13 protein-coding genes and 1 tRNA gene are annotated in these 13,699 nt (G+C 70.3%); 1 reads left to right on the top strand and 13 read right to left on the bottom strand.

Annotated features, from left to right (window positions below; genetic code table 11):
• Positions 1 to 52: 52 nt before the first annotated feature.
• The 7 genes from ACFYPM_RS07615 to ACFYPM_RS07585 form a co-directional block, all read right to left on the bottom strand.
• On the bottom strand, positions 53 to 2,509 hold the full coding sequence (locus ACFYPM_RS07615) for a putative bifunctional diguanylate cyclase/phosphodiesterase (RefSeq protein WP_387192268.1): 2,457 nt from the start codon (positions 2,507 to 2,509) through the stop codon (positions 53 to 55).
• 110 nt (positions 2,510 to 2,619) lie between these two features.
• Positions 2,620 to 2,799: a hypothetical protein gene (locus ACFYPM_RS07610; RefSeq protein WP_387192266.1), complete on the bottom strand. Its 180-nt coding sequence runs from the start codon at positions 2,797 to 2,799 to the stop codon at positions 2,620 to 2,622.
• Between the two features lie 329 nt (positions 2,800 to 3,128).
• Complete coding sequence (locus tag ACFYPM_RS07605) at positions 3,129 to 3,782, bottom strand: hypothetical protein (RefSeq protein WP_387192264.1); 654 nt, start codon at positions 3,780 to 3,782, stop codon at positions 3,129 to 3,131.
• A gap of 161 nt (positions 3,783 to 3,943) precedes the next feature.
• On the bottom strand, positions 3,944 to 4,408 hold the full coding sequence (locus ACFYPM_RS07600; RefSeq protein ID WP_387192263.1) for a hypothetical protein: 465 nt from the start codon (positions 4,406 to 4,408) through the stop codon (positions 3,944 to 3,946).
• 198 nt (positions 4,409 to 4,606) lie between these two features.
• The gene (locus ACFYPM_RS07595) at positions 4,607 to 5,563 is read right to left on the bottom strand and encodes a hypothetical protein (RefSeq protein ID WP_387192262.1); all 957 of its coding nucleotides are present in this window, start codon (positions 5,561 to 5,563) and stop codon (positions 4,607 to 4,609) included.
• Positions 5,560 to 5,916, bottom strand: a complete 357-nt coding sequence (locus tag ACFYPM_RS07590) for a PadR family transcriptional regulator (RefSeq protein WP_387192260.1) — start codon at positions 5,914 to 5,916, stop codon at positions 5,560 to 5,562. Before ACFYPM_RS07590 ends, ACFYPM_RS07595 begins: the two co-directional genes overlap by 4 nt.
• Before the next feature lie 423 nt (positions 5,917 to 6,339).
• Positions 6,340 to 6,423, bottom strand: a tRNA-Tyr gene (locus ACFYPM_RS07585).
• Between the two features lie 147 nt (positions 6,424 to 6,570).
• Here ACFYPM_RS07585 and ACFYPM_RS07580 point away from each other — a divergent pair.
• Positions 6,571 to 7,065 carry a YajQ family cyclic di-GMP-binding protein gene (locus tag ACFYPM_RS07580; protein ID WP_357253617.1) on the top strand — a complete coding sequence of 165 codons (495 nt, stop codon included), beginning with the start codon at positions 6,571 to 6,573 and terminating at the stop codon, positions 7,063 to 7,065.
• A gap of 37 nt (positions 7,066 to 7,102) precedes the next feature.
• On the opposite strand, the gene ACFYPM_RS07575 is transcribed toward ACFYPM_RS07580, so the two are convergent.
• The 6 genes from ACFYPM_RS07575 to ACFYPM_RS07550 all read right to left on the bottom strand — a co-directional run bounded on the left by ACFYPM_RS07575 (position 7,103) and on the right by ACFYPM_RS07550 (position 13,670).
• Positions 7,103 to 7,846 (bottom strand): cation transporter, encoded by a 744-nt coding sequence (locus ACFYPM_RS07575; RefSeq protein ID WP_387192258.1) that lies wholly within the window; start codon positions 7,844 to 7,846, stop codon positions 7,103 to 7,105.
• Entirely contained in the window at positions 7,846 to 8,175 is a 330-nt protein-coding gene (locus ACFYPM_RS07570) for an ArsR/SmtB family transcription factor (protein ID WP_387192256.1), read from the bottom strand. Before ACFYPM_RS07570 ends, ACFYPM_RS07575 begins: the two co-directional genes overlap by 1 nt.
• A 103-nt stretch (positions 8,176 to 8,278) precedes the next feature.
• Positions 8,279 to 9,538: an MFS transporter gene (locus ACFYPM_RS07565; RefSeq protein ID WP_387192254.1), complete on the bottom strand. Its 1,260-nt coding sequence runs from the start codon at positions 9,536 to 9,538 to the stop codon at positions 8,279 to 8,281.
• A 136-nt stretch (positions 9,539 to 9,674) separates the two neighbouring features.
• Positions 9,675 to 10,550: a zinc metalloprotease HtpX gene (htpX, locus tag ACFYPM_RS07560; protein ID WP_387192252.1), complete on the bottom strand. Its 876-nt coding sequence runs from the start codon at positions 10,548 to 10,550 to the stop codon at positions 9,675 to 9,677.
• Between the two features lie 112 nt (positions 10,551 to 10,662).
• Positions 10,663 to 12,165 carry an NADH-quinone oxidoreductase subunit N gene (locus ACFYPM_RS07555; protein WP_387192250.1) on the bottom strand — a complete coding sequence of 501 codons (1,503 nt, stop codon included), beginning with the start codon at positions 12,163 to 12,165 and terminating at the stop codon, positions 10,663 to 10,665.
• On the bottom strand, positions 12,162 to 13,670 hold the full coding sequence (locus ACFYPM_RS07550) for a NuoM family protein (RefSeq protein WP_387192248.1): 1,509 nt from the start codon (positions 13,668 to 13,670) through the stop codon (positions 12,162 to 12,164). Before ACFYPM_RS07550 ends, ACFYPM_RS07555 begins: the two co-directional genes overlap by 4 nt.
• Positions 13,671 to 13,699: the final 29 nt, after the last annotated feature.

Here is a 13,699-nt window from a genome sequence, read left to right as displayed (position 1 = left end):
CGGCCCGGCTCGACAGGTGAAATCGGATCCCCGGTGATCGTCTTCGCCCTGCTCAGGGCACCACGCGAAGGCGCGGCAGCTCCCCGCTGGAGATCGATTCCGGCTCGACCTGAGCGCCGAACCAGGCGGCCAGCCGCTCGTACGGCAGCGGCCGGCTGAACAGGAAGCCCTGCCCGATCTCGCAGCCGATGTCCTGGAGAAGCTCCAGGGTCAGCTCACTCTCCACGCCCTCGGCGACCACCGCCAGGCCGAACTGTTGGGAGAGGGTCACCACGGCGTTGACGATGGCCAGGTCCCCCGGGTCGGTCGCCATGCCCTGGACGAAGGAGCGGTCCACCTTCACCTCGTGCACCGGCAGCCGGCGCAGGTGTGCCAGAGACGAGTCGCCCGTGCCGAAGTCGTCGACCGACAGCCTCACACCCAGGTCGCGCAGCCGTTGCAGGGTCGGGATGGGCCGATCGGTGCCGTCCAACACCCCCGCCTCGGTGATCTCCAGGGTCAGCCGCTGTGCCGGCACTCCATACTCGGTCAGCAACTCCTGGACCCGGTCCGGGAAGTGCTGGTCGGTGAGCGTACGAGCGGCGATGTTGACCGCGATCGGCAGCGGGTGATCGGCCAGCGCCCAGTCCCGACTGCGGCGCAGCCCCTCGCGGAGGACCACCTCGGTGAGCCTGCTCAACTGGCCGGTGTGCTCCGCCACCGCCACGAAATCCTCGGGAGCGACTGTGCCGTGCGTCGGGTCCTCCCAGCGGGCCAGGCACTCGACACCGACCAGACGCCGATCCCGCAGCGTCACCTTGGGCTGGAAGTAGACCTCCAGCTCGTCCTGATCCAGTGCGCGGCGCAGATCGCCCGCCAGACCCAGCCGGCGCAACGACCGGGACTCCAGTGCGGGGTTGAACAGTTGCACGCTGCCCGGCACCGACTTGGCCGCCGTGGCCGCGAGGTCGACCCGGAGCAGCAGGGTCGCCGCGTCGCTGCCGTGATCGGGGTGTACGGCCACCCCGACGGCGGTGTTCACGTCGAGGGTGAGCGCGTCGAAGACCATCTCGTCGCGAATCTGGTCGCGTAGTTGAGCGGCCAACTCAAGCGCCGCCTCCACGCTCTCCAACCGCAGTGTCACCAGGAACTCGTCCCCACCGGCGCGGCCGACCAGGGCCGACGACGGTGCGCTGGCCCGCAACCGGCTGGCGACCTCGGCGAGGACCTTGTCGCCCGCCGCGTGCCCGAGGGACTCGTTGACCTGGCGCAGCCCGTCCACGTCGAAGAGCAGCAGTGCCACCACCTCGCCGGGGGCGGCGATCGTGAACGACTCCGCGAGCGCGCCGGTGATCCGCCGGCGGTTGGGCAGCCGGGTCAGCGCGTCGTGGTACGCGTCGTGCCGGAGCCTGTCGACCAGCCGCGAATTCTCCAGGGCGACGGCGGCGTGCGCCGCCACGGTCTCGAAGATGGGGATGTCAGCCGGAGCGAAGTGGCCCACGTCGCTGAGCCGGTTGGCCACCTCCAGCGTGCCGATCACCGCCTGCCCGGAACGCAGGGGCACCGCGATGACGTCCTTGACCTTGGAGTCGGCGAGCGCGGACCGCAGTATCGGATCACCACCGAAGGCCCGACCGAGAGCGACCGTCCGACCCGACTTACGCGTCTGCTCCCGGAACTCGGGCGGCGTCGGGGCCACGTCGAGCAGACCCCGGTCGTCGAGGCGTGCGGTCAGCAGGACCTCGGGGTGCCGGCCCTGCGCCGGAAGCCACAGCGTGGCGTACTCCGCCTGCATGAGAGAACGGACCCGGCCGAGCAGCGCGTCCGTCAGGTTGCCGTTCTGGCCCGACTCGCTCATCGCCCGGGTCAGCTCGTACAGGTCTCCCAGGGTGCGGTGCTGCCGAATGAACTGTGAGTATGAGCGGTAGAGCAGGACGCCGGCCACCGCCAGGGCCAGCAGAAGCAGACTCGACCAAAGCGTCCGCGTCAGCACGATGAGGATGATCAGCCCGATCGCCACGTTCAGCACCGTGGTCAGCAGGACCTGAACGGCCGTGCGCACCGTATCCCGGGTGCCCTGCCAGCCCTGCAGGAGCGTGATCACGCCGACCACGGAGACCACGCTGACGAGCGTATTGGCGGTGACAGCGGCGAAGAGCACGCCCCAGGTCGCAGGGCCTACTCGGTCCTGATGCGGCACGCTGGCCAGCACCAGGCCGGCCACCGAACTGCCGGCCGCCGCCCGGGCGACGTTGAACCAGAACTTCGGCGGGGCGTAGCCGCGCTGCATCTGGGTGAAGAGTTCGGCTGCCGTGGCGACGACGACCACGAGGAGCGGCGACAACCAGTACGCCACGAGCACCAGCGGGATGTCGACGAGCGTCACCACCACCGCCTGGCGGCGGGCCACCATGCTGAGCGTTGGTATCCCGGCAGCAACCATCACCACCAGCAGCGCCACAGCAATCGGCCAGTCCTCCAGGCGGCTCGGCACCGAGAGGGCGATGACCAGACAACCCAGCAACGCCATCCCGGCGAGTGGAGCCGTGATCAGCCAGGCATGTTCGGTCGTACGACGTCGGACAGCCTTAGGTGACACCGCACCGCCCTGTCATCGCTTACGTCATCGCCGCACCGGGGTCACCGGGAGACGACGGACTGCGCTCCACCCGGAACCGAAACGCTGTGGCCAGTGGGTGCGCCCCATTCGGCGGCGTCGGACTGGAAGTCGCCGACGAGTTGGGCACCTAGGACGCCAACGGCCAGCGCGGCGAGGACGAACGACGCCATGCGCAGCCGGCCAAACTTTCGACCAGACATTGGGAACTCCTGTCAGCAGGGGGCTGTGCGGGGGGTAGAGATTCCACGATGGTGCCACAGCGACGTCCGCCAGGAAAGCTCTCCACCCGCGATCGGGCCAACCGACCCGCGAGCCGACCCGCTCGGCCGGGCGGGCACAACGTCCGGCCAGACCATCCGCTGATCAACCCAGGTGGGAATGCCCAAGAAACGACCTAGTAGAGAAAGCGCACCTACTAGACGTAACAGTTGAATTGAACTGTCTCCCCTCCATCCGTACGCACACTACTCGTCGCTACGTCGGGGCAACAGGTCACTGTCATCTATCTGGTGAGCGCGCCGGTTGGAGCTCAGGAGTCGCGCAGCGGCCGGAACGCCGCCCGCAGCTTTACGGCGAACGTCTCCGGCTCCTCCCACGCGGCGAAGTGGCCGCCACGGTCGGCCTCGTTGAAGTACGCGAGGCCCGGGTAGACCGTCTCCGCCCAACTGCGCGGGGCGGGCCAGATCTCGCCGGGGAACGTGGTGAACCCGACCGGAACCGTGACCGGCGGCGGAGCCTGGCCGGCCGCGGCGGTCGCCGCCAGGAACCGTCCGAACTCCCAGTACCACCGCGCGGACGAGGCACCGGTGCCGGTCAGCCAGTACGGCGTGACGTTGTCGACGATCGTGTCCCGGCTGAGACCGCCTACGGGTTCGCCATCGACGAGCGCTCGGGAGATCTTGTAGTAGCTGTCGGTGTCGTGGTCGAACATCCGGGCCGCCAGCCCGATGGGTGAGTCCAGCAGGGAGTAGCCGATCGCCTGCGGCCGGGTGGTCTGCTCCTGGAAGTAACCGAATCCATCCATCGTGAACAGGTTGAGCGCGTCGTGCGCGGCACGTTCCTGCCCGGACTCCGCCGGCAGTTGGTCCCTGATGCCAATCGCAGCGACCAGCAGGTCGACGTGGATGCCGAGCAGCCGCGCAGGCGCCTGGCGGCCCATGGCGTCCGTGACGGCGGCACCCACATCGCCCCCTGCGCGACGTGGCGCGTAACCGAGGCGGTTCATCAGCTCCGCCCACGCCCGCGCGATGCGCCCGTTCTCCCAGCCCAGCTCGGCTGGCTCGCCCGCCGCCGCACGGAGTCGGTGCCCAGCGGGCTGTCCTGCCGGTCCCTGACGCCGCGCGCCTAGCTGCCGGGGCTGTCCACCTGCTGGCGCGCTGAACCCTCGCGCGCGAGGTACTCGCATGGTCGTTCCGCATTGAGGTGCCAGACGCTTCCGGCCAGAGCGACGGAGTAGGTGACCTCTCTCGCCCGCCGGTCGGCGGTCTCGACCGACAGTCGCACCGACAACGGCTCACTGCCGAACGCGGTCGCGCATTCGAAGCGGAGCTTGACCTCGACCCAGCCGGTGCCACCGGGACGTAACACCACAGACCTGCCGATGTCATGCACCTCAGCGCCGGGTCGTTGCCCGGTGACCGCAACGACCGTGATCGGCGCCGGACCAATGTTGATCACCGCGAGCTGCCCCTCCAACCGCAGGACGCCCTCGACGTCCAAGCCTCCGCCTCCGGCAGACGCGGGGATGGCCACGAGTGAGACCGAAGCGGCGCGCTTCCGCTCTGCCTGCGAGGCTCGCAGCTCGTTCACACCGGCACCACCAAGCAGAGCGCCGACCAGGAAGACAGCGACCAACCGCACAACCACCTTCGACCTGGGTACGAAGCGGTCCGGTTCGTACGCCGCCGGTTGGCGATCGTGGTCGTTCAGGTCGATCACTGCACGCTCCGCCACCATCGCGCCAGCTTATGGCCCACTCTCCCGTCGGCCCGCACCGTGCTGCGCTGCTCAAAGGGCGACTTGCCGGCGGGCGGCCAATCGGCTTACCGCGATATTGATCGCCAAGACTCCGAGGACGGCTCCGAGCAGAACATCTCGCGGTCCGAACTCCTCCAGACCGTAAAGCACCCAATGATTCTGCTTATCGGCCAACATGGGCAGGAGTAGCGCCACAAGGACTGCGCTGGCCGCGATCGATATCCGCACGTCGAGCACCCCGCCCACGAGAGCCGCCACCAGCCCCGCGGCCACGATGACCGGCAGGGTCAACTGGTCGACCCAGCCATTGAGCGGATTAGGCGTCACGACAGTTATGGTCATTGCCACGACGACAAGCCAGACCCATGGTCGTGCCGCCCGTGATTGACGCGCCCGGAGCAGCGGCACCATCGTCAGCGCGGCCAGCGCGCACGCCCACATAGAGGGTTGCATGGGCAGGTAGAGACCCGTCCGGACCCCCAACAGCGTGTCAAGCCCCGCCCACGGCTCGAAATACCACGGTCCATTCGCCACGGCGTACCAGATCTCAGCGCCGAAGGCGCCGATCGTCATGGCGAGTGCGAGACGGTAACGAGCCCATGCCGCGGCGGCCACCGCGAGAAGCAGCAATACGGGCGTGACCAGGCTCCCCTCATACTCATAGCTGGCGGATCGACCCGGCACCAGCATCCACATGCGCCACAGGGGAGGCAGAGCCGCGAGTGCAACGCCGCACACGAGCAGAGACAGCGCGGTCAATCGCAGCGCGGAGTACCGCAGGGTCTCCCGGGAGCCGAGCCGGTCCACACCGGAGCGAACCCGCAGACCTCCCACCACGAGTGCGAGGGATTCCCGAAGCCTCGGGTGCCTCCGGTCCGTCTCGCCCGCGACCAGCAGCGTTTCCAGCATCTCGTCGGCGCGGTACTGCCGGTAGTCCCGCGGGTACGCGCGCAGCAGCCACCGGTAGCGGCGCTCCAGGCCGGTCATGCCGGCGCCGTCCGAACCGTCGCGGCCGTCAACCGTACGGAGCGGTCTCGAACGACCCGAGCCGCGGCGATCAGCCGCGCCGCCTCCTCGTGCAGTGCGGACAATCCGCGCTCGGTCAGCTCGTACGTGCGACGGGCGCGACCGTTGACCACCGTCTCCTCGGCCACCCGCACCATCTCCTCACCGGTTAGCCGGTCCAGCGCGGCGTACAGCGTGCCGGTCGTCAACCGCACCCGCCCGTCGGACAACTCCTGCGCGCGCTTGACGATGGCGTAGCCGTGCAACGGTTCGTCCTGCAACGCGGCGAGGATGAAATATGTGGGTTCGCGCATCGCCGGGGATGGCTTAGTCATGTCATCAACATAAGCAGATCATCAACGTATCGGTCAAGGTGGAACTCTTCGATCGGGACACGGGGTATCACCGCTCGTTGAGATCGTCACCGTCGCCTGCCTCGTTCCGCGTCGAGCGCCGCGCATGTCCGCGCCACGGACCTGGCCGGCGTGTCACCCGCCCCGGCCAACGGCGCAGCGCGTCAATCGGCCGGGCCCCGCTTCGCCGGGCTGGTCAGGGTCACCAGGCGCGGTCGCGGCAGGCGGTGCGGAAGCAGGACGGGTGAACTGGGCCGAGGGTCTGGGCTTACGGCCGCCGTGCCAGTCCAACCGTGGGACTCGCTTGCCCACGGCGCACCTACAACAGTGAAGGGCGCCCCAGACTAGATCAACGACAACGGCCCCCGATCAGCATCTCTGCTGGTCAGGGGCCGTGTCTGCACCTGGTGGCGGGTAGAGGATTCGAACCTCTGAAGCTTTCGCGACGGATTTACAGTCCGCTCCCATTGGCCGCTCGGGCAACCCGCCAGGGCACCCCACCGCGTCGTAACGCGGCGGCGGAAGCAAGGATAGCGGCTGCCCCCGGTGCCGACGCAACCGGGTACGGTCAGGGGGTCGTGCCGCTGGTCGGTGGCCGACGGCAGGCCCAGACCGCCGGACAGCAGGAGCAGAAACATGGCAGCGAACCCGTCGTTTGACATTGTGAGCAAGGTTGACCACCAGGAGGTCGACAACGCCGTCCGACAGGCGGCGAAGGAGCTCACGACTCGGTTCGACTTCCGCGGCACCGGGGCGGAGATCTCCTGGTCCAGCAAGGAGGCGATCGGCCTTCAGGCGGAGACCGAGGAGCGTGTTCGTGCCGTACTGGACGTGTTCAAGGAGAAGCTCATCAAGCGGAACATCTCGCTGAAGGCGCTGGACGCCGGCGAGCCGCGCCAGTCCGGCAAGATTTTCAAGATCGACTGCAAGGTTGTCGAGGGCATCGAGCAGGACAAGGCCAAGGCCATCAGCAAGAAGATCCGCGATGAGGGCCCGAAGGGCGTGCAGGCGCAGATCCAGGGCGACCAGCTGCGCGTCACCGGCAAGAAGAGGGACGACCTCCAGGCCGTCATCGCCCTGCTCAAGGGCGAGGATTTCGGCGTCGCCCTCCAGTTCGACAACTACCGGTAGGCGGCTCGACCGCAGACAACCTGCGGACCGTGCAGGCCTACGGCCGCATCGCTTCCTCTCGCGGACAGCACGAGCAGCCGGGTCGGCACCCGCAGCTGTCACCGAGGGTCGGCGCCGTGGGCGGTTGAGGCGGGGCGAGGGGCGCGGCGCAGCAGGCGTCACCGCGCCACGCCTCGCGGCCCTCTTTGACCGCGACCGCCGCGATGACCAGCGCGGCCAGCGGGTCGGCCCACGACCATCCCAGGAGGCTGTTGAGTCCGAGCCCGACCAGCAGCACGGCCGAGAGGTACGTGCAGAGCAGGGTCTGCTTGGAGTCGGCCACCGCTGACCGGGAACCCAGCTCACGGCCGGCCCGACGCTGGGCGTGGGACAGCACCGGCATGATGAGCAGTGACAGCGCGGCCAGGGCAAGTCCGACGGTGGAGTGCTCGGCCTCTCTGCCGCCGAGCAGCGCGCGAGTCGACTCGACGGTCAGGTAGGCGGCCAGGGCGAAGAACGACACCGCGATGATCCGTAGTGCTGTCTTCTCCCGCGCCTCCGGGTCGCGTCCAGCGAACTGCCACGCCACCGCGGCCGCCGAGGACACCTCGATCACCGAGTCCAGGCCGAAGCCGATCAGCGCTGTGGATGACGCCACCGCACCGGCGGTGATCGCGGCTGTCGCCTCGATGACGTTGTACGTGATCGAGGCGGCCACCAGCAGTCGTACCCGCCGAGCAAGCACCCGTCGTCGCTGCGCCGCCCCGTCGGACGACCGCGCCTGGGCCGTCGGATCACCCATCAGCAGCAGTCCTTGTCGTCTGCGGCTGCGCAGGTGGCCGGGTCGACGGTCAGGACCAGGCCGAGTAGGTCGCCCAGGGCATGCGCCAACCGCCGGTCGGTCAGCTCGTAGCGGGTGCGTCGCCCCTCCGGCACGGCCACCACCAGGCCGCAGCCGCGCAGGCAGGCCAGATGGTTGGAGAGGTTCTGTCGGCTGGTGCCCACCAGTTCGGCCAGCTCGGCCGGATAACCCGGGCCTTCGCGGAGGGCCAGCAGCAGCCGGGCGCGAATCGGGTCGGACAGGGCATGACCGAACCGGGCCAGCACCTGCCCGTGCGTCAGCGTCTCCACGATCCTGACGATACACAGTCCGCTGTATCCAGCGAATCATGTACCGCCAGCACCACCGCGCCTGAACAGCCGTACGACACGCCAGCGCCTCGACCGGGACGGGTCAGACCGGGACGAGGTCTTCGGCGCGTACCGCTGTGGTTTCGGCGCGGGCGATGGGCCCGGCGGGCAGGGCGGCGACCGCGGCTCCGACGGCGACGGCCGCCCCGGCGAACAGGAACGCCCACCGGACGCCACCGGCGTGATCCACGATCAGGCCGGCCACCGAGCCGCCGGCAGCGCTCGCCGCCACCGCGACGGTGACCACCCAGGTGTACGCCTCGTTCAGCATGCCGGCCGGGGCGATCCGGCCGACCAGGGTGTTCTCCAGGGTCAGCGCGGGCGCGATTGTCGCTCCGCCGACGATCAGGGCGACGCCCAGCGCCAGCGGGGTGGGCATCACCGCGAACACGGCGAAGGTGGCGGCCAGCGCGGCGAGCAGCAGGGCGAACTGCCGGGTCATGTTCTTCGCCGGCTTGCGGACGCCGAACCAGAATCCGCCGATGGCGCTGCCGATTCCCCACACTGCCAGGAGAAGGCCGGCCAGACTTTCCGGGTCGCCGGTGGTGTGGCCGCTCGCGTACGCCGGGACGATCACCCCGGCGGCACCGAAGGCGATGCCCAGGCCGGCCACGCAGACCAGCAGGGCGGGGAAGCCGGCGACCCGCAGCGGGCCGAGCCCTCGGGCGTGGTGCTCGCGCGGGTGCGGACGCCAACCGCGCATCACCCGGCCGAGGGCCACGGCGGTGGTGCCGACCAGAGTGACCACTGCCGCTCCGATCAGCGCGGCCGCCGCGTCGGCGATGAGCACGAAGGCTGCAACGAGCAGTGGGCCGAGTACGAAGACGATTTCGAACAGTGAGGTCTCGGCGGCGAGCGCCGTGTTGCGCAGGGGGTAGCGGCCGGATCCGGGGCCGGTCAGGTCGTTCCAGGCGCCACGGATGGCAGCGGTGAGCGGCGGGTAGGTGGCGCCGGCCACGCCTGCGGCGAGGTAGATGGCGGGGAGCGCGTCGTCGCCCGAGCGGCTGGCCAGCAGCAGCCCGATGAGCGCCAGCGGGTGAGCCACGGCGGTGACCAGCAGGACGGGGCTGGGGCCGACCCGGTCGGCGATCCGCCCGGCAACCGGGCTGAGGGCGGCGCCGGCGACCGCGTAGATCCCGCCCGCGATGGCGGCCAGCGCGTATCGCCCGGTCACCTGTTCGACCACCAGCAGCAGCGCCAGTGGGGTCATGCCGATCCCGAGCCGCCCGACGATGCCGAGGATCAGCAGCATCGGGGCGCCGGGAATCCGCCAGACACCCAGGTACTGACGCAGCGCGGCCACCGGAAACCTCCAGAGATGTAATGAGCGTGAGCCGTTACGACCCTAACGCGACCGCTGTGCCGGCAGACAACCGAAATACCGCACTCCGCCCGTACCCGCTGTGCGCGGGTACGGGCGGAGGCGGTGAATCAGCGGGTCAGCGTTGGAACTGCACCGGCCCCGCGTTGGCGGCCATCTGCTCCAGCCGTGCGACGCGGTCCTCCATCTTCGGGTGGGTGGAGAAGAGCGCGGCCATGCCGCCACCCCGGAACGGGTTGGCGATCATCAGGTGCGCGGTGCTGGTGAGCTGGCCCTGGGCCGGCAACGGCCGACGTCGGGCCACCGCGTCGATCTTGCGGAGCGCGCTGGCCAGGGCCAGCGGATCACGGCTCAACTCGGCGCCCGAGGCGTCCGCCTGGAACTCGCGGTTCCGGCTGATCGCCAACTGGATCACGGTTGCCGCGATCGGGCCAAGGATCAGGGTGAGCAGCAGCACGGCCGGGTTCGGACGGTCCTCGTCGTCCCCGCCGCCCAGGGGGATGAAGAAGGCGAGGTTGGCCAGGAGAGTGATGATGCTGGCCAGACCGGCCGCCACGCTGGAGATCAGGATGTCCCGGTTGTAGACGTGGGACAGCTCGTGCCCGATCACGCCACGCAGCTCACGGTAGTCGAGGATCTCGGTGATGCCCTGGGTCACGCAGACCGCCGCGTGCTGAGGGTTACGTCCCGTGGCGAACGCGTTCGGCTGCGCGGTCGGGCTGACGTACAGGCGCGGCATCGGCTGCCGGGCGTCGGTCGCCAACTCCCGCACCATCCGGTACAACTCGGGGAACTGTGCCTCGGTGACCGGTTGCGCGCCCATCGAGCGCAGCGCGAGCTTGTCCGAGTAGAAGTAGGTGACGCCGTTCATGACAAGCGAGATGAGGACGGCAATGACCAGGCCGCCGCTGCCACCGAACCCGTAGCCCACCGCGAGGATCAGCGCGGAGAGCAGGCCGAGCAGGGCGGCGGTCTTCAGACGGTTGTGGTGCACGATGTCTCCTTCGGTGCACGGATCGCCGGGATCCGCTGACCGGTGCAACAACCCGGTACCCGCCAACCATCCGTCTCAACGCTGAGAGTTCACTGAGACCGGAATTCGCAGGTCAGCGGCCCGCGAGGTCGAGCACCAACTGCGGGGCGAAGCCCAGCACCACGGCGGCCACCGTCGTCACCGCCAGCACCACGGCCACCACACCCACCAGGGGTACGGCGACCGCACCGCCCCCGGCTGGCGCCGCGACCGGGCCGGGCTCCGTCGTCACCGGTGCCCAGAGGGCGGCGGTCACCCGCAGGTAGTACGCCAGCCCGATCACCGCATTCAGCGCCACCACCAGCGCCAGCCAGGCCGCCCCACCGTCGAGCAGCGCCCGCACCACTGTCACCTTCGCGAACAGGCCGGCCAGACCGGGCGGCAGGCCGGCCAGGCCCACCAGCGCGAGCCCGAGCGCCGCAGCCCGCCACGGGTGCCGGCGGGCTGCGCCGCGCAGGTCGTCAAGCGTGCCGCCGTCCGCACCGGCCGGCCGCAACGCGGTCACCCCGGCGAACGCGGCCAGCTCCAACACCACGAAGAAGACCGCGTACGCCACCGCGGCGGCGTACGCGGCGGAGCGTGCCTCGTCGGTGCGGCCGGCGGCCAGCGCCAACGCCCCCAGCGGGGCGAGGATGTAGCCGGCCTGCGCGACGGACGACCAGGCGAGCAGCCGGACGGTACGCCGCTGGCGCAGCGCGACCAGGTTGCCGACGGTCATGGTGAGCACCGCGAGCAGGGCGAGCACCGGCCCGGTCTGCTCCGGTGGGAGTGCCCGCTGCACCACGGCGAGCAGCGCGACGAGGCCACCCAGCTTCGACGCCGTCGACAGGTACGCGGCCACCGGCAGCGGCGCCCCGTCGTAGGTGGCCGGCGCCCAGGCGTGGAACGGCACCGCCGCCACCTTGAACGCCAACCCGACAAGCAGCAACGCCACCGCCGCGGTGGTCAGCGGCAGGTCCCGCGCCTCCGGCCGCTCGGCGAGCAGCGCGCCGAGCCGGTCCAGGTGCAGCCCGCCGGTCACCGCGTACAGCAGCGCCGCGCCGAGCAGCGTGATGGTGGTCGCGACCACGCTGACCACGAAGAAGGTAAGCGCCGCCTCGGCGCTGGCGAGGCTGCCCCGACGCAGGCCGACAAGCACGTACAGCGGCAGGGTCAACGTCTCCAGTGCCACGATCAACGTGATCAGGTCGCCGGCCGCGCCGAGCACCACGCCACCGGTCATCGAACAGGCCAGCAGGAAGCAGTACTCCCCCACCGGCGACCGTCCGCCCCGCAGCGCCGGCACGGACAGCCCGAGCACGCCCAGGGTCAGCAGCGCCACCACCGCGCCGACCAGCGCGGCCCGACCGCCGAAGATCCAGGAGCAGTCGGTGCCAACACAGAACGTCCGCCGCTCTCCGGCCGCGCCGACCAGGGCGGCGCCGACGGCGGTGCCGAGCGCGCCGAGCGCCGCCACCGCGATCGTGGCCCGGGGCCGGGCCAGGAGCAGGTCGGTGATGAGCACGAGTACGGCGGTGCCGGCGGCCAGGTAGGCCGGTAGCAGCGCGACGTTGTCCACGCTCTGCACGCCGGTCATGGGAAGACCACCCCGATCAGGTCCTCGACGGGAGCCTCGCTGATGCCGAGGACCAGCGTCGGGGCCAGCCCGATGGCCAACGCGAGCAGCACCAGCGGCACCCACGCGGTCAGCTCCGCACCGGCCAGGCCGGGACCGACCCGACCGACGGCGACACTCGGCCGATTGTGGGTGACCTGGCGCAAAAGGCGCAGGAAGTACGCGGCGGTGAGCGCCCCACCGACCGCGGCCAACACCCCGAGGGTGGTCCAGAGTGGGCCGCCCACCTGGACGGCGGCGATCACCGCGAACGCCTCACCCCAGAAGCCGGCCAACCCGGGCAGGCCGAGCGAGCCGATCGCCGCGAACGCGAGCAGGCCGGCCAACCGGGGCGCGGTCTCCCGCAGCCCGGACAACTCGGCCAGGGTGCCCGTGCCGGTACGGTCCTTCACCGCACCGGCCAGGAAGAACAGCAGAGCGGTGAGTACGCCGTGCGCGATGTTGCCGATCAACGCCGCCTGGATGCCCACGGTGGTCAGCGTGGCGACGCCGAGCAGCACGAAACCCATGTGCCCCACGCTTGAGTACGCGATCAGCCGCTTCACGTCGGTCTGGGCCAGACAGACGAGCGAACCGATCAGGATCGCGGCGACGGCCAGCACCCCGAGCACCGGCGCCGCCCAGCGGGCACCCTCCGGTGCCACCCCCACCGCCACCCGGATCAGCCCGTAGGTGCCCATCTTCAGCAGCACCCCGGCCAACACGACACTGCCCACGGTGGGGGCCTGGGTGTGCGCGTCGGGCAGCCAGGAGTGCAGCGGCCACAGCGGGCTCTTCACCGCGAACGCCATCGCGAACAGGGTGAACGCGGCCAACTGGGTGCCCCGGGACATCCCCGCGCCGCCGGTCAACGCCACCAGGTCCGCGGTGCCGGTGGCCGCGACCACCACGTAAACGCCGACCAGCAGCAACACCGAACCGAAGAGCGTGTAGAGCGCGAACTTCCGGGCCGCCCGACGCCGGTCCGCGCCGCCCCAGCCGGCGATGATCGCGTACATCGGCAGCAGGACGACCTCGAAGAAGAGGAAGAACAGCACCAGGTCCAGGGCGAGGAAGGTGCCCAGGATGCCCACCTCGACCACCAACAGCAGCGCGACCAGCGCCCGGCCGCTGCCGCCGTCCGGCACCCGCCACACCGTGTACGCGCAGCAGAGCAACGTGAGCAGCGCGGTCAACACCACGAGCGGCCAGGAGATGCCGTCGACGCCGAGGTGGAAACGCAACTCCAGGCCGGGCACCCAGGGCCGATCCAGGTAGTGCCAGGGGTACACCCCCGGAAACTCGCCCGGCCAGCCCACCCACTGCAGACGGCCGAACACCAGCGCCACCGCGGCCACCAGGGTCAGCGCCGCCGCGACCGTCCCGACCAGCCGGGCCGCCCGGTCCCGGGGTGTCGCCACCACCGCGACCGCACCCAGCGCCGGCACCGCCAGCACGGCAACCAGCAACACCTGCCCAACCCTCACTGGACCGCCTTTGTTCGCGACTGCGGGGC

It is taken from the genome of Micromonospora sp. NPDC005203 (assembly GCF_042872705.1).
Classification (GTDB): Bacteria; Actinomycetota; Actinomycetes; order Mycobacteriales; family Micromonosporaceae; genus Micromonospora.
The sequence above is the reverse complement of the archived record's forward strand: the minus strand, read 5'-3'. Positions and strand labels throughout refer to the sequence as shown.